General features: G+C 62.6%; 8 protein-coding genes. 2 read left to right on the top strand and 6 right to left on the bottom strand.

Going from position 1 to position 16,917, the window contains the following annotated elements:
- Positions 1–114 precede the first annotated feature (114 nt).
- From KI617_RS01315 to KI617_RS01300, 4 genes are all read right to left on the bottom strand, one after another.
- Positions 115–1,191, bottom strand: a complete 1,077-nt coding sequence (locus KI617_RS01315; RefSeq protein WP_226449943.1) for a branched-chain amino acid ABC transporter permease — start codon at positions 1,189–1,191, stop codon at positions 115–117.
- A 124-nt stretch (positions 1,192–1,315) separates the two neighbouring features.
- Positions 1,316–2,230 carry a branched-chain amino acid ABC transporter permease gene (locus KI617_RS01310; protein ID WP_226449941.1) on the bottom strand — a complete coding sequence of 305 codons (915 nt, stop codon included), beginning with the start codon at positions 2,228–2,230 and terminating at the stop codon, positions 1,316–1,318.
- Positions 2,231–2,242: 12 nt separating this feature from the next.
- A complete protein-coding gene (locus KI617_RS01305) occupies positions 2,243–3,025 on the bottom strand; it encodes an ABC transporter ATP-binding protein (RefSeq protein WP_226449939.1) in 783 nt (260 codons plus the stop codon).
- A 2-nt stretch (positions 3,026–3,027) separates the two neighbouring features.
- Positions 3,028–4,995, bottom strand: coding sequence for an AMP-dependent synthetase/ligase (locus KI617_RS01300; RefSeq protein ID WP_226449937.1), 1,968 nt, complete (start codon positions 4,993–4,995; stop codon positions 3,028–3,030).
- Between the two features lie 181 nt (positions 4,996–5,176).
- Between KI617_RS01300 and KI617_RS01295 the strand changes: the two genes are divergently transcribed.
- A complete protein-coding gene (locus tag KI617_RS01295; protein WP_226449935.1) occupies positions 5,177–5,851 on the top strand; it encodes a Crp/Fnr family transcriptional regulator in 675 nt (224 codons plus the stop codon).
- Positions 5,852–5,890: 39 nt separating this feature from the next.
- On the opposite strand, the gene KI617_RS01290 is transcribed toward KI617_RS01295, so the two are convergent.
- On the bottom strand, positions 5,891–7,219 hold the full coding sequence (locus KI617_RS01290; RefSeq protein ID WP_226449933.1) for a M48 family metalloprotease: 1,329 nt from the start codon (positions 7,217–7,219) through the stop codon (positions 5,891–5,893).
- Between the two features lie 277 nt (positions 7,220–7,496).
- Between KI617_RS01290 and KI617_RS01285 the strand changes: the two genes are divergently transcribed.
- A complete protein-coding gene (locus KI617_RS01285; RefSeq protein WP_226449931.1) occupies positions 7,497–14,582 on the top strand; it encodes an autotransporter outer membrane beta-barrel domain-containing protein in 7,086 nt (2,361 codons plus the stop codon).
- 154 nt (positions 14,583–14,736) lie between these two features.
- Here KI617_RS01285 and KI617_RS01280 read toward each other — a convergent pair whose 3' ends face one another.
- Positions 14,737–16,818, bottom strand: a complete 2,082-nt coding sequence (locus KI617_RS01280) for a putative bifunctional diguanylate cyclase/phosphodiesterase (protein WP_226449929.1) — start codon at positions 16,816–16,818, stop codon at positions 14,737–14,739.
- Positions 16,819–16,917 lie beyond the last annotated feature (99 nt).

Raw genomic sequence — 16,917 nt, 5'->3', positions numbered from 1 at the left:
GGGAGGTGAGCCCGGAATGAAGCAAAGCGGTTCTGGCTAGGCGTGCCGCCGAAGACAGTACGTTTAGTACGGCGAGGCGGCACAACAACGCCAGAATCATTTCGGGGTCGCCTCCTAGTGCGGGAAGGGCCACAGGCGCAGCTTCTCCTTGGCGATTTGCCACAGACGGGCCAGCCCGTGTGGTTCAACGATCAGGAAGAACATGATCAGCGCACCGAACACCGTAATCTGGATGTGCGACACGGTAGCGCTGGAAAACGGCAGGCCGAACAGATCGGCCATGAACGGCAGGGTGATGTCGAGAAAGATCGGCAGCAGCAAAATGAAGGCAGCGCCGAGGAAACTGCCCATGATCGAACCGACCCCGCCGATGATGATCATGAACAGGATCTTGAAGGACATTTCCAGCGAGAAGCCATCCGGCTCGACCGAACCGAGGTAGCAGAAGGCGTACAGCGCGCCGGCCACACCGCAGTAGAAGGAACTGACAGCGAAGGCGAGCAGCTTGGTCGGCATCAGCTTGATACCGATCACCGACGCCGCCACATCCATGTCGCGCACCGCCATCCAGGCCCGGCCCGTGGTCGAACGGACCATGTTCTTGGCGGCCAGCGCCATGACGACGACGATGGAGAGCACGAGCAGGTATTTCTCGACCGGTGTCTTCAGTTCATGGCCGAAGAAGATCAGCTGCTGCGTCGAAATCACGCCCGAAGACGAATTGTTGGACAGCCAGGGGAACTTGGTCAGGCACCAGACGATGAAGAATTGGGCCGCCAGTGTCGCCACCGCGAGGTAGAAGCCCTTGATGCGCAGCGATGGCAGACCGAACAGGATGCCGACACCGGCTGCGGTCAGGCCAGCCAGCGCGAAGGAAACCAGAATCGGGATGCCTTCGATGCGCAACTGGAAGTTGTAGGCGGCATAGGCGCCAACCGCCATGAAGGCCGCCGAACCTAGTGATAGCTGGCCAGCATAACCGGTCAGGATATTGAGGCCGAGCGCCGCCAGCGCAAAGATCAGGAAGGGAATCAGGATGGCCGAGAACCAGTATTCGCTGGCAAAGAACGGCACGCCGAGAAAGGCGACGACGAGCAGGGTGATGACGCCGATCCGGTCCTGACGGATCGGAAAGAGCTGCTGGTCGGCGGCGTAGGTGGTCTTGAATTGACCGGCTTCACGATAAAGCATTTATTGTTCTCCTTGGAGAAACGCTGACTGATTCGTCATCCCCGCGAAAGCGGGGATCCAGTTGCTTGAGTTCATGGATTCCCGCCTTCGCGGGAATGACGGGGGTGCCTTGATCAGCATTTCCTTAAACCCGGTCAATGTGTTTTTCGCCGAACAGGCCTTCCGGTCGAACCAGCAGGAACAGCAGCGCCAGCACATAAGGGAACCAGCCCTCGATGCCGCCGAAGTTGCCGCCGAACAGATCCTGCATGACCGGCGGAATGTAGATTTCAGCCAGTTTCTCGGAGGCGCCGATAATCAGGCCGCCGACAATCGCCCCCGGCACGGAGGTGAAGCCACCGAGAATCAACACAGGCAGGGCCTTGAGTGCGGTGAAAGTAAGCGCAAACTGCACACCGTTGCGGGCGCCCCACATCATGCCGGCAACCAGGGCGACGAAACCGGCCACACCCCAGACGATGGCCCAGATGTGCTGCAGCGGAATGCCGATCGACAAGGCGGCCTGGTGGTCATCCGCCACGGCGCGCAGGGCGCGGCCGACACGGGTGTATTGGAAGAACAGGGCGAGCGTTGCAACCAGGACGGCCGCGACACCGGCAGCAACCAGATCGAACTTGGAAATCACCATGTTCCAGTTGTCGAGGATCCAGGGAATCGGCTCATCGACAATACCCAGCTCCAGTGCCCGCGGCTCGCTGCCGAAAATCATCGGGGCCAGACCTTCGATGAAGAAGGCCAGACCGATAGTCGCCATAAACAAGGCAATCGGCGGCTGATTGACCAGCTTGCGCAGCACAAACTTCTCGGTGGCAATACCGAAGGCGGTCATGATCGCGAAGGCCAGGATGATCGCCAGCCAGAGCGGCGCGCCCTTCTCCATGCAACCAACGACCGACAGCGCAGCGAGATAAACCATCGCCCCCTGAGCGAAGTTGAAGACGCCGGACGCCTTGTAGATCATCACGAAACCGAGGGCCACCAGCGCATACATGACGCCGGAAAGCAGGCCGCCGATCAACACTTCAAGAAAGAAATTCATCTCGCCCGCTCCTTAATGGCCAGCACCGAGGTACGCCTTGATGACGTCTTCGTTGTTCTTAACTTCTTCAGGGACGCCATCGCCGATCTTCTTGCCGTAATCGAGCACGACAACGCGGTCGGAGATATCCATCACCACGCCCATGTCGTGTTCAATCAGCACGATGGTGGTGCCGAACTGGTCGTTCACATCGAGGATGAAACGGCACATGTCCTGTTTCTCTTCGACGTTCATGCCGGCCATCGGCTCATCGAGCAGCAGCATTGATGGCTCGGCGGCCAGCGCACGGCCGAGTTCGACACGCTTTTGCTGGCCGTAGGGCAGACGTCCAACCGGCGTCTTGCGGATGTGCTGGATCTCGAGGAAGTCGATCACTTCCTCAACCTTCTTGCGATGCTCCAGTTCCTCCCTGCGCGCCCGGCCGAACCACAGCGCATGCTCGATGAAGTTGGCCTTCATCTTGGTAATGCGCCCGGTCATGATGTTGTCGAGCACGCTCATGCCCTTGAACAGGGCGATGTTCTGGAAGGTCCGGGCAATATTCTGCTGAGCAGCCATGTGCGGCTCCATGCGCTTGCGCTCGTTGCCGTGCCAGAAAATCTTGCCTTCCTGCGGGTGGTAAACGCCGTTGATGACGTTGAGCATCGAGCTCTTGCCAGCACCGTTCGGGCCGATGATGGCGCGGATTTCGTGCTGACGGACATCGAAGGAAATGTCGGTCAGCGCCTTGACGCCACCGAAGCGCAGGGAAATGTTCTGCAGGTCGAGAATGACGTCGCCTATTTTCTTGCTCATGTTCAGGCTGCCTTTTTCACGATCGGGAAGGTCTTGGCATCGATGATCTTGAGATCGGCTGACACCTTGCCGCGCCGGCCATCTTCGAACTTGACCTCGGTTTCGATGAACTGATTGGCCTTGCCCTCATAGAGCGCGTCGATCAGCACCTTGTATTTCTCGGCGACGAAGTTGCGACGCACCTTGCGCGTGCGGGTCAGCTCGTCGTCATCGGGATCGAGTTCCTTGTGCAGCACCAGGAAGCGGTGAATCTGCGAATCGGCCACCATGCTGTCGTGCACCAGATCGGCGTTGATCTGTTCGACGCATTCGCGGATCAGTTCCAGCACTTCCGGCTTGCCGGCCAGATCGGCATAGCCCGAGTAGGCGATGCCGCGCCGCTCAGCCCAGTTGCCGACCGCGCCGACGTCGATATTAACGAAGGCACAGACCATGTCGCGGTCGTGGCCGAAGCAGACGACTTCCTTGATGTGCTGGAAGAATTTCAGCTTGTTCTCGATGTAGTTCGGCGCAAACATCGCGCCGTTCGACAGCTTGCCGACATCCTTGGCGCGGTCGATGATCTTCAGGTGGCCGTCTTCATCCAGGAAGCCAGCATCGCCGGTCATGAAGTAACCCTCGGCATTGATCGACTCGGCCGTGGCGTCCGGGCGCTTGTAGTATTCCTTGAGCAGCATCGGGCCCTTGACCAGCACCTCGCCGTTGTCGGCAATCTTGATCTCGACGCCGGGGGCCGGCTGGCCGACCGAGTCAAACTTGATGGCGCCATCCGGCTGCAGGCAGACGTAGGCACAGGTTTCAGTCTGGCCGTAAAACTGCTTGAGGTTGATGCCCATCGAACGGTAAAAGCGGAACAGTTCCGGACCAATCGCCGCCCCGGCCGTGTAGGCGACACGGATACGGCTCATGCCGAGCACGTTGCGCAGCGGACCATAGACCAGCAGATTGCCCAGCCAGTACTGCAAACGGTCGCCAAGGCCGACCGACTTGCCATCGAGAATATCCGAGCCGCAGCGCTTGGCCACCGCCATGAAGTGGTGGAACATTTTCTGTTTGAGCTTGCCGGCATCTTCCATGCGAATCATCACAGAAGTCAGCAGGCTTTCGAATACACGCGGCGGTGCGAAATAGCAGGTCGGACCGATTTCGCGCAGGTCACTCATCACCGTCTCGCCGGACTCCGGGCAGTTGATGGTGAAACCAGCCACTAGCGCCTGGGCGTAGGAGAACAGGTGGTCGCCCACCCAGGCCATGGGCAGGTAGGACAGGATGTCGCCATCGGCGCCCAGCTTGTCGACCTGCACCCCGCCCTGGGCGGCGGCAATGAAGGCAGCGTGCGTCTGGCAGACGCCCTTCGGCTTGCCAGTGGTGCCCGAGGTGTAGAGCATCACCGAGATATCGTCGAAATGTCCATGCTCGACCTCCTCGTTCAGGAAAGTCGTGTGGTTGCGGTCGTGAATCCGGCCCATTTCCATCAGTTCATGGATGTCGTGCAGGAAGGGCTGGGTGTAATGCCGCATGCCGCGCGGGTCGTCATAGACGATGTGTTCTAGCGTCGGCACCTGATTCTGGATTTCCAGCATCTTGTCCACCTGCTCCTGGTCTTCGACGATGACGAAGCGGATGCCGGCATCCTGCAGCACGAAGAGCATTTCGTTGGCCACCGCGTCCTGGTAGAGCGGCACCGGCACGCCACCCAGGCACTGGGCGGCGGTCATCATCATGTAGAGATGCGGACGGTTGTCACCGATGATCGCCAGATTGTCGCCGCGCTTGAAACCCAGCGAGGCCAGACCACAGGCCAGGGCGCGAACGCGCTCGGCGACATCCAACCAGGTCCACGTTTGCCAGATGCCGAGATATTTCTCGCGCATGGCCGGGGCATTGGGACGCGTTTGAGCGTGATGAAAAAGCAAGCGCGGGAAGGTATGCAAACCATCCACCGCGGCAAAATTCGCCTGCGTGGGCATTCTTTAGTCTCCTCATCGCCGCGTTTTTTGGCACGCGGTCTAACGTTCGTTTGAATCATTGTGGGCTGCGCTGCCTTACATAAACCTTGCGCCGCGCCACGACAATCTCTCACAGTTGCGACCCAGTGTATGCACACCCCGCGCTTATAATTGTCGTCCGGCAGACATTCCAGGAAATAAATTGAAGAACGCTGAGGAACTGCTTCGCACCTCCCTCTGGGGCCAGTCGCTGACGGCCGAGGAAATGGATCGCGCCCTGGCCGGCACGATCGAGCGTTCTTTCGCCCCCGGCGCCTTCATCTGCATGAAGGGCGAGCCGGTCGATTACTGGATGGGCATCATCGACGGCCTGGGCAAGATGGCCAGCCACTGGACGACCGGCAAGACGACCTCGCTGACCGGCATCAGCGTCGGCGGCTGGTTCGGCGAAGGCTCGCTGATGAAGAAGGAGCCGCGTCGCTACGACGTCATGGCCCTGCGCGAAACCCGGGTCGCCTTCATGAACCGCGCCACTTTCAACTGGCTGCTCGACCACAGCATTCCGTTCAACCGCTACATGATCGCCCAGCTCAATGAGCGCCTCGGCCAGTTCATCGGCATGATCGAGAACGAGCGCATGCTCGACACCGATGCCCGCATCGCCCGGGGCCTGGCCGCCCTGTTCAATCCAGTCCTTTACCCCGGCACCAACCGGTTGCTGCAGATATCACAGGAAGAACTCGGCTACCTGGCCGGCGTATCCCGCCAGCGGGCCAATCAGGCGCTGAAGGTACTGGAGGACGCGGGGCTGGTGCGCAGCGAATACGGCGGCATCCACATCGTCGACCTGGAAGGCCTGCGCAGTTTCGGCGACTGAATGGGCGGCTTGTACCGCCCTTCAGCGCAATAAGCCGATCTACTTCACGTAGCCCCAGCTTTGCAGCCGGCTGTAGGAATACTCCGCTGCCTTGCCCTTCTGGCTCCGCTTCAGATAGGCGGCGTACTGGTTGGCCGCTTCCTGCTTGCGGCCCAAGCCTTCCAGCGAAACCCCCTTGAGGAAGGTGACGCCGGCGTCGCCCGGCATCAGACGGTCATAGCGATCGAGATGTTCGTAGGCCTTGGCCGGATCCTTCTGGCCGAGCGCCAGGATGCCGACCATCTTCTGGGCCTGCGCTTCCTGCGGGTAAATCTTGGTCGCTGCCTGCGCGTACTCCATCGCTTGCCCATCCTTGTCCTGAACTGACAGGCACTTGGCCATCAGCACATTGGCGGCGTAGTCGCGCGGCGTTGCCTTCAAGGCCGTGCGGAACTGCTCCTCGGCCTTGCCATAGGCTTTGCCGGCCATCGCCACTTCACCCTTCTGGCAGGCTTCGATGGTCGGCTTGATACGACGCAGGGAGGCGGTGTTGTCCATGAAACGGTCGCGCCCGGGATCGCGGGTATTGCTTGCGGCGTACTTGCTCTCGGCCAGCTGCTTCGCGGTATCGCGCCGTTCGCTGCTCATCGGGTGGGTCGAAAACATGGTCTTCAGCATGCCCGGCGACTCTTTCTGCTGGTCGACCAGCAATTGCTGCAGACCAACCATACCGCTGGCCGGGTAGCCGGCGCGCACCATGTATTCCTGACCCAGCGAATCGGCCTCGCGCTCGTTATCGCGGGAATAGCTGGCGAGCAGCGCACTGGCGCCGAGTTGGGTGCCGATATCGGTCAGGCTGCCGACACCGGCCACCGCGCCGATGATGTTCACGCCGGTCATCGCCACCTGCGTCACCATCGCCGTGCCCTGACGCTGGGCGGCGTGGCGGGCATTGACGTGGCCCAGCTCATGGCCGAGCAGCGCCGCCAGTTCAGCCTCATTGTCGAGATCGACCAGAATGCCGCGCGTCACCCCCATCGCCCCACCGGGGAAGGTGTAGGCATTGACGTAGTTGGCGTTCAGTACACGGTACGAATAAGGCATCTGCGGCCGGTGTGACTTCGTATCGAGGCGGTGCCCCACGTCCGTCAGGTACTGGTTGATCGGTCCGTCCTGTACCGCCCCCAGATCCTGCGAGAACTGCTGCGGCGCCACTTTCTGATCGACCGCCTTTTCCTCCTCCTCGCTCATGCCGACCAGGATGGAGCCGCCGCCGACCGGCGAACTGGCACAGCCGGACAAGGCGCTGGCGCCGAACAGCCAGAGCACCTGGCGGCGGGTGATTCGATTCCCGAGCAGATTTTTCGCAAGCCGATCGTGAGAGCTCATGCCAACTCCGAATATGGATTCAAGATCCGAAGCCTTAATTCTGCGGCAATTTTCCCAAGGAAGAAAGGCGCGGCCAGAAACGCAAAACAAACCTTTAAATACGACAAATAATTCATTCAAAGCACCACAAAACCATTTATTTATCAAACCCGACAACAACGCTGAAACCCCCGCCAATACTGGATCTCGAGCCCAATGCACCTATGCTTTTTTGCATAAATGGCTATATTCATAACAGATACCAAATAACCTGCAGACGCAGGACCAGGGAGATGTCATGAATGCTCGTTTCATTCCCCGTGCCAATCAGCGTTTTCTCGCCATGGCCATTTCGGCAGCCTTCGTTCCCGTGGCGATCGCCGGCCCGGACAGTTGTACGACCAGTGACGGCGGCATGACCCTGACCTGCGAAGGCAATCAGTCGCAAGGCGTCAGTATCACCACCCCGCCCAGTCGACTCGATGTCCAGCAGCTGAATCAAGACATAGCCCCGGTCAGCGGCACACCAGGCATCCGGATGATCAGCAACGGTATTGGCAACGTGCTGATCAACAGCGGCACGCCTTCCAGCGTGGTCGAAATAAAGACAAGCGGCAACGCGGCCTACGGCATCGAAGGCATCACTTTGGGAACCCCCAGCCTGAGCGCGCCACCGGATGCCTTCCTCGGTGTTCCGCTGGTCGGCGTCGATCCGAACGTTTCGGGCGGCACGGTGACCATCAACTCATACAGCAACATCGTCACCGATGGTGCGAATGCCCATGCGATCCGCGCCTACAGCGCCAGCCCAGGCTATCCGGAGAGCGTGCTGAGCCAACTGCGCAGCTTCAGCGAAACCGGCTTCAGCTTTGCCGTGACCAGCGTCCGCAATACAGCCGGTGATGTGCTGAGTTTCACCGGCGCCAGCATCCAGGTGCGCGGCCATTTGATCGACGCCAACGGGACCATCGTCCGGGATGGCAACGGCAACCCAATCGAGCACGGCACCTTCACCATTTATCCCGACGGCCATTTCACGGTGCAGTACAGCCCCGCAGAACTCGCGGCGCAGGCCGCGCTGGGCACTGGCCAGACCTTGAGCACGGCGGTCAGCTACAGCGTTCTCGGCACACGGGCTGGCAACACGCAGGCAGATAACAGCCAACTGGTCGTCACCTTCCAGAAAGACAGCCACGGAGACCTGATGCAAAACCGGGAAGCCTGGTTCGACACCTTCGGCGTCAGCAGCAAACCGGCGGCAGCCAGTTCGCCCACCCTGTTCCCCGACCTGCAGCGCTATGTCGCGGGCATTCTCAGCGATGCAATGGCCGGCGGTGCGGGCAACAGCATCGCTATCACCAGCAATGGCGCGCTCGAGACGAAAAATACCGGGTCCTATGGTATCGACGCCTACAGCCAGGGCGGCACCGGCACCCGGGGGCGCGATGGCAGCATCGGTCACTCGGCCGGCGGCGGCGGAGCGGGCAGTGACGGTGGCGCGGTCAGCATTGCGGCCAGCGGCAGCATCGTCACGCATCTGGATGCTTCCGGCGGCATCGTCGCCATCAGTGCCGGCGGCGAGGGTGGGGCCGGCGGCGATGGCGGCCACTGGCGCCATGGCCAGAAGGGCGGCACCGGCGGCACTGGCGGCACCGTGACGGTGAGCGGCAGTGCCGACATCACCACCAGCGGCGCCGACGCGACCGGCATCTACGCCCTGAGCGTCGGTGGCAACGGCGGCGCCGGCGGCAGCGGCAGCGGTGCCATGCCGGGCGGCGGCGGCGGCTTCGGCGGCAAGGGTGGCGAAGTCAGCGTCGTCGGCGGCTGGAACGTCACGACCGGCGGCGACTACGCCAACGGCATCTGGGCCAGGAGTATCGGCGGCAACGCCGGTGCCGGCGGCAGCGGCGGCTGGCTGTTCGGCAAGCCCGGCAGTGGTGGTGACGCCAGCGATGGCGACAAGGTGACGCTGCACAGCAGCGGCGCAATCGAAACCTCGGGCAAGTACGCCTACGGCCTTTACGCCCAGAGCGTCGGCGGCTTCGGCGGCCCCGGCGGAACCAGCTGGGGACTGTTCTGGTCCTTCGGCGGCGACGCCAACAGCGGCGGCAGCGGCGGCGACGTGGATGTCCGGAACGAAGCGTCCGGCACCGTCAGCACCAACAACCTGTACAGCCACGGGATTTTCGCGCAGAGCATCGGTGGCGGCGGCGGCAGCGGCGGCGGCCGCTTCGGCCTGTTGGCCAGCGTCGGCGGCGACGGCGCCGCCGGCGGCAATGGCGGCATGGTGACCGTGGTTAACGAAGGGGCCATCAGTACCGGAACCGATGGCTCGCAGGCAGTACATCGTGGCGACTACGCACACGGCATCTACGCCCAGAGTGTCGGCGGCGGCGGCGGCGACGGGGGCGGTGCCAACGGTCTGGTCGGCATCGGCGGCAACGGTTCGGGAACCAGCGACGGCGGCAAGGTCGATGTCACCAATCGCGGCAGCATCAATACCTTCGGTCTTCAGTCCTACGGCATCTACGCCCAGAGCATCGGCGGCGGGGGCGGCGACGGCGGCCACTCCGGCGGGCTGGTCAGCATCGGCGGCGACGGCGGTGGCGGTGGCAATGCCGACACCGTCAAAGTGGTCAACGAAGGCAGCATCCATACCCGCGAAGACGAGTCGCATGCCCTCTTTGCCCAGAGCGTCGGCGGTGGCGGCGGCGCAGGCGGCGACGCGGTCGCTGTCGGCGCCGAAGCTTCGGTGTCGATCGGCGGCAAGGGTGGCACGGGCGGCAATGGCTCGGACGTCACCGTCACCAATACCGCAAGCGGCAGCATCGTCACCGATGGCGAACGTGCCCACGCGATCTTCGCGCAGAGCATCGGCGGCGGCGGCGGCAACGGCGGCTTCGCGATTTCCGGTTCGGCCGGGAGCATCGTCAGCCTTAGCGTCGCCATCGGCGGCAGCGGCGGGACGGGGGGCGATGCCGGGGCGGTCAAGGTGCTCGGCGGCGGCAGCATCTACACCTACGACAAGCAGTCCTACGGCATCTTCGCGCAGAGCGTCGGCGGCGGCGGCGGCTCCGGCGGCTTCGCCATCGCCGGCAGCTACAGCGGCAGCAAGGGCCTGAACCTCAGCCTCGGCGGCGAGGGCGGCGGCGGCGGCGTCGGCAAGACAGTCGATGTCGGCAGTGCAGCGGATCCCTTCTTCGGCAGCATCCATACCCGCGGCGATTACGCCCACGGCATCGTCGCCCAGAGCATCGGCGGCAGCGGCGGCGATGGTGGTTTCGCCATCGCCGGCAGCGTGATGGGCGGCATCACGGCCAACATCTCGATTGGTGGTAACGGCGGCACCGGCAATGATTCAGACGTCGTCACGGTCCACAGCGTCGGCGACATCACGACCGGTTGCAGCCAGGCGATGGCTGATACAAGCGGGTGCGACCCGGCCGCCGGCAACGGCGCGCACGCCATTCTCGCCCAGAGCATCGGTGGCAGTGGCGGCAACGGGGGTTTCAGCATTTCGGCCAGCCTGGCCGGCGGTACCGGTCTCGATCTCGGCTTCGGCGGCACGGGCGGCGGCGCCAGCGACGGCAATACCGTGAATGTCGGCAGCGCGAACTCGGCCTTGGGCGGAACGCTCACCACTTACGGCGATCGCGCCCACGGCATCGTTGCCCAGAGCATCGGCGGCGGCGGCGGCAACGGCGGCGCCAGCATCACCGGCTCGTTGCTGAAGCCGGTGTCGATATCTTTCGGCTTCGGCGGCGACGGTGGTGCTGGCGGCAAGGGCGGCCTGGTCAATGTCTATGTCGACAGCGACGTCATGACCTGGGGCCGGCAAAGCCACGGCGTCCTGGCGCAGAGCATCGGTGGTGGCGGCGGCGCCGGCGGTATGGCCTTCTCCGGCGCCGTATCCGCCTTCGGCGGCTTAACCCTGACCATGGGCGGCGACGGCGGTAACGGCAATTCAGCCGACACCGTGACAGTGGTGAACAGCGGCCGCATCGAAACCTGGAACGAATACTCCTACGGCATCTTCGCGCAAAGCATCGGCGGTGGCGGCGGGGCGGGCGGTTCCAGCGGCGCGGTGATGGCCAATTTCAGCAGCCTGGTGCCGATACCAGAGCCCTATCCGAAGGTCGGCGTGAACATCGCGCTGACGCTGGGCGGTGATGGCGGCACGGGCGGCAAGGCTGGCGACGTTGTTGTCACCAACGACGGCCGGATCACGACCCACCAGGACTACGCCTACGGCATCCTGGCGCAAAGCATCGGCGGCGGTGGTGGTGACGGCGGCAGCAGCGTCGCCGCGACCGCCAACTTCTCCCTGCCGGACGATCCCAGCGACGCAGGCGGCCAGGGAGGCAAAGCGGGCGGGCAGGTCGAAGTGAAGGTCGACTTCGCCATGGCTATCGGCGGCAAGGGTGCCAGCGGCAACGTCGGCGGCAATGTGACGGTGACCAATCGCAACGCAATCGATACCTACGGTGTCGGCGCACACGGCATCTTCGTCCAGAGCGTCGGCGGCGGCGGCGGCGCGGGTGGCGACGCACGTTCCATGATCCTGAGCATTGATCCCTCCAACTGGCAGCCCGATGTACCCGAGGTGCCCGACCCCACCAGCTTCAGCGTCGGCGCGACGCTGAGTGTCGGCGGCCGGGCCGGCACAGGCGAGGATGCCGGGGCGAAGGTGGAAGTCACCAATACCGGCAGCATCGTCACGCGCGGCGCTGACGCCTTCGGCATCTTCGCCCAGAGTATCGGCGGCGGCGGCGGGGTAGGCGGCAGCGGTTACCACGGACTCGACTGGGAGGATTTCGGCGTCTCGGAAGACGTTTCCGAATTGCTCGACTTCGTGCTGCCGATCCAGGAAGAGGGTGACGTCAACATCACGGTGGGTGGTGCCGGCGGCGCCAGTGGCGACGGCAAGGAAGTCTTCATCGACCATACAGGCAGCATCACAACCACCGGCCAGGGTTCCGTCGCGGTGCTCGCGCAGAGCATTGGCGGCGGCGGCGGCATCGGTGGCATCGGCGCGATCGGTGATGCCGACAGCAAGCAACTCAGCTTCGGCGGTGACGGTGGTTCATCGGGCAACGGCGGACTGGTGCATGTCATCACCCATGGCGAAATTTCCACGTCGGGCGTTGTCGCCCACGGCATCTTCGCGCAGAGCATCGGCGGCGGCGGCGGTTACGCCGGCAATGTCGACCTCGGCGTCACCGACTTCGGCAACGCCTTCGCTTTCGCCGGCGATGGCGGCAATGCCGGCAACGGCGGCGAGGTGATCGTCGACAACTTCGGCAACATCGTCACCCGCGCCCGCGGCGCCATGGGCATTTTCGCCCAGAGCGTCGGCGGAGGCGGCGGCCTGGGCGGCACCGTCGGCGCCGGTATCGGGATAGCCGGCAGCGTTGGCGGCACTGGGGAAGGCGGTAAGGTGACCGTTGCACAAACCGGCGATATCCGGACCTACGGCATCGCCGCGCACGGCATCGTCGCCCAGAGCAATGGCGGCTTCAGCGGCGGCGTTTATACCGGTTCATCCGGCCTGGTCACGGTCAATAGTTCGGGCAATATCCTCGTCACCGGTGCTGACGCCCACGGTATCGTTGCCCAGAGTCTGGGCGGTGCGAGCAACGGCAATGTGATCGTCAATATCAACGACGGTTCGGTCACCGGCGGCAGCGGAACCGGCGTCGGCATCATGGTTCTGAATGGCGCCAGCAACGTCATCACCAACCGGGGTACGGTCTCGGCTTTGAGTGGCATGGCCCTGAGTGGCGGCGCTGCTGCAGAAACGCTCAACAACCACGGCACGCTGACCGGCAACGTCGATCTCGGCGCCGGCAGCAACACAATCAGCAACCTTGTCGATGCGACCTTCAACCCCCTGGCCAACATCATGATCGGCGCCGGACGCAGCTTCAGCAACGACGGCACGCTCTCACCCGGCGGTTCGCGGGTGCCACAGACCACCTTGCTGACGGGCAATCTGCAGCAGAACGCCGGCGGCGCCTACAACGTCGACCTCAGCCTGGCAGGCAGGAGCAGCGACCGCCTCAACGTCAGCGGCAGCGCCCAGCTTGGCGGCAGCATCCGGGTAACGCCGATCGACACCGGCTCCGTCCAGATCGGCAACTGGCAGCGCGTCGTCCTCTCGGCCGCTGGCGGCGTCACCTCCAACAGCCTGAGCCTGATTGCCCCGGCATCGCCCATCGTTCATTACGCCTTGAGCTACCCGAGCAGCAATGAGGTGGCCATTTCCAGCCTGGTTGATTTCTCACCGGCCTCGCTGGGCAACAACGGCCGGCAAATCGGCGCCCACCTCAATGCAATTCTGGCGGCTGGCGGCTCAAGCAGCCTGGCACCTTATATCGCTGCGTTGGTCAGCATGCCGGACGAGGCGCGCTTGCGCATTGCCTACGAAAAGCTCGGCCCGGGCGCGCTGGGTACGACAACGACGGCAGCGACCACTTCCAGCCTGGCGTTCAACGATGCGATGCACAGTTGCCGTCAGCGCGACGGCGACTATCGCTTCATCCGCGAAGGCGAATGCAGCTGGGTCCGCTTCGGTGGCAGCATCCGCGATCAGGAAAGGAACGACCAGAATCCAGGCTATCGTCAGGATGTGGTGACGATGGCCGGTGGGTTCCAGAAGGCCGTGCGCGAAAACCTGCATCTCGGCTTTGGCGCCTCTTACCAGCAATCGGCCCTCAACTCGGTCTTTTCGGACGTCAATGGCGAGCGCTTCGAGGGCGGCATGATCCTCAAGCAACGCTACGACGCCACCCGCCTGTCGCTGTCCTTCAGCGCCGGCTACGGCCACTACAACACCCGGCGCCTGGTCGACCTCGTAGCCCCGGGCACCTATGCCCAAGCCAGGCCGACCCTGTGGTCTAGTTCCTTGCACGGCCGGATCAGCCACGACATCATGGCCAGCGAAAACGCCTATATCCGCCCGATGCTGGGCTTGGGCGTGTCCTACGTGTCACGCGATGCCTATGAGGAAACTGGGGCCGGTGGTGCCAACCTGCGTGTCGAGAAGGCAAACGACACCTTCGTGTCACTGCATCCAGCTATCGAGTTCGGCGGTGAAAACAGTGTCGGCGGCGAGGGCACCCTGCTCCGCCATTACGTGCGCGTCGGCATGACCCAGTTCCTCGGCAGCAATGAGCGCCACGTCACCGCCAGCCTCGAAGGCGCGCCATCCGGCGTCCAGCCATTCACGGTCACCACCAAGAGCAAAAAGACCTATGCCGATCTGGCGATTGGCGTCGATATCCTGCGCAAGAGCGGCACGACCATTCGCCTGGAATACACCGGTCAGTTTTCCAACAACAGCTCCACCAATGCGATCGGGGTGAAGGTGGCAATGCCGTTCTGATCACCTCTCTCACCGGTGCACCAACAATAACGGCGAGGTCCACGGCCTCGCCGTCGTTTTTCCGCCGCCCGAACGGCTCCGGCATGCCACCCCACCGCTGAAGATTGCCTCACAGGCTGCGGCGGCAACGATCAGCCGTGTTTCAGACGCCGCCTCAGTCGCCGACCGGGGTCGGGCGCCCGAAAAGGTAACCCTGGAATTGCGTACACCCCATTGCCAGCAGGCGTTCGTACTGGGCCTCGGTTTCGACCCCTTCGGCCACTACGTCGAGACCGAACTGCTGGCCGATGGCGATCATGGTCTGGACCAGAATCGCATTGCTGCTGTCGATCGTCATTTCATGGACGAAAGAGCGGTCAATTTTCAGTTCGGTGATCGGCAGCCGCTTCAGGTAGGCGAGTGAGGAATAGCCGGTGCCGAAATCATCGATCGAAAGGTGGAAACCCAGTTCGCGCAAGCGCGAGAACTTGTGGAGTATCTCCTTGGTGTGTTGCAGCAGGACGCTCTCGGTCAGTTCAAGGCAAAGCAGCTCGGGTCGGAAGCGGTAGCGTTCGAGCAGTTCGGTAATGCCTGCCACACAGTCGCCGTCTTCGAACTGGCGAACGCTGACATTGATCGAAATGCGCCAGTTTTTTCGCTCCGGATCGTTTTCCCAGGCTTTCAGCTGGCGGACGGCCTGATGCAGCACCCATTGCCCAAGCGGGAGGATCAGGCCGCTTTCCTCTGCCGCCGGAATAAAAATGCCGGGCGGAATCATGCCTTGCTCGGCATCCGGCCAGCGGGCCAGCAATTCGACGCCGTAAACCTTCCGGCCACCGGTGGAGCCAATTTGCGGCTGGGCGTAGAGCTGAAGCTTTTCTTCTTCAATGGCACGCCGCAGACGGCTGATCAGCAGTGCCTTGGCTTCCGCCTGTTGTTGCAGCACCGGGTCAAAGAAACGCACGCTGTTGCGTCCGGCATCCTTGGCCGTGTACATCGCGGCATCGGCATAGCGCAACAAATCCTCGTTGGAACCCGAGGAACCGTTGAACAGGGCAATGCCGATGCTGCCGGTGAGCCGGTAGTCGTAGGTATCGATCAGGTAAGGGACCGCCAGCGCATCGAGAATTTTGCGGGCAGCCTGATACGCCTTTTGCGTGGCTTCGCTTTCAGCGGAGGAGAGGTTTTCCAGCAGCACGACGAATTCGTCGCCGCCGAAGCGGCTGACGTAGTCGGCATCGCGCGTGTACTGCCTGATTCGTCGCGCGGCTTCGATCAGCACCTTGTCGCCGACGGCATGGCCACGGGTGTCGTTGATGGTCTTGAAATGATCGAGATCGATAAACAACAGTCCGCCATAATTTCCGCTTCGCCGGGCGGCGTTCAAGGCGTGGCCAAGTTGTTCGTTCAGATAGCGCCGGTTGGGCAGCTCGGTCAGCGCGTCGTAGTAGGCCAAGTGGCTGATCTCGGCTTCCTTTTCCTTGATTTGGGAAATATCCAGAATGGCAGAAACGCGAATTTTACGGCCGGCCAGGCTCAGGTCGCGGCCGCGCAGGATGGCCCAGAATACGGAACCGTCCCGGCGCAGCATCTGCGCTTCATAGGGGGCCTGGTCAGCATTCTTGATGACGCGATGGACGTGATCGCGCGACTGGGGGGCGATGAAATCGAACGCGCTCTTGCCGAGCATTTCGTCGGCGCTGTAGCCCAGGATTTGCGGCGCCACCTGATTGACCCGCACGCAACGGCGATCCTCGTCATAGATGATCAGCCCTTCGATGGTCGCATTGGTCAGCATCTCGAAGGTTTCCAGCGACGCCCGGCGTTCCTCGTCGACGGCCGATTCGAGCGCCTTCTGGCGAGTGATGTCGATACCAACCTGAAGGCGAATCCGACGACCGTCGGGCCAGCGAAGGTAACGGCCATTCAGCAGATAGGTCCGCTGGTTGATGCTGTTGGTGTTCTCCCATTCAACCAGCTCATCGCTCTCGGGCTGCTCGGGAGGGGGCATTTCCGGACAACCCGGGCAGATCTCGTCGCGCCCGCGTTGAAGTGCGTGAAAGCAGGTTTTGCCGACCACGTTACCGAAAGTGCGAACGACGCTGCCGTTGGCATAAAGGATTTCGTGAGTCGTCGCGTCGATGGCGTAAACAAAGCCGCCCGCTTCGTTCAGGACGAAATCGAGCAGGTGGGTGTTATCGACAATCCAGTCGGAAGCGGCGTTGGTAGTCTGCGGGTACATAAGCGATGACTGCATGATGCATTAGCGTTTTCTGATTATCGTGCAGATTCACCGATGCAGGTTACCAAGAAGCGCATTTTCAGGTTTACCCGCGGATAGATCAGGCAATGAAAA

Origin of the sequence: Ferribacterium limneticum, from assembly GCF_020510625.1 — a bacterium.
In the GTDB taxonomy this organism is placed as follows: Bacteria; Pseudomonadota; Gammaproteobacteria; order Burkholderiales; family Rhodocyclaceae; genus Azonexus; species Azonexus limneticus_A.
The sequence above is the reverse complement of the archived record's forward strand: the minus strand, read 5'-3'. Positions and strand labels throughout refer to the sequence as shown.

Coding starts and splice junctions, on each gene's coding strand:
- KI617_RS01315 (WP_226449943.1), bottom strand. CDS start 1,191: ATGCTTTATCGTGAAGCCGGTCAATTCAAGACCACCTACGCCGCCGAC.
- KI617_RS01310 (WP_226449941.1), bottom strand. CDS start 2,230: ATGAATTTCTTTCTTGAAGTGTTGATCGGCGGCCTGCTTTCCGGCGTC.
- KI617_RS01305 (WP_226449939.1), bottom strand. CDS start 3,025: ATGAGCAAGAAAATAGGCGACGTCATTCTCGACCTGCAGAACATTTCC.
- KI617_RS01300 (WP_226449937.1), bottom strand. CDS start 4,995: ATGCCCACGCAGGCGAATTTTGCCGCGGTGGATGGTTTGCATACCTTC.
- KI617_RS01290 (WP_226449933.1), bottom strand. CDS start 7,219: ATGAGCTCTCACGATCGGCTTGCGAAAAATCTGCTCGGGAATCGAATC.
- KI617_RS01285 (WP_226449931.1), top strand. CDS start 7,497: ATGAATGCTCGTTTCATTCCCCGTGCCAATCAGCGTTTTCTCGCCATG.
- KI617_RS01280 (WP_226449929.1), bottom strand. CDS start 16,818: ATGCAGTCATCGCTTATGTACCCGCAGACTACCAACGCCGCTTCCGAC.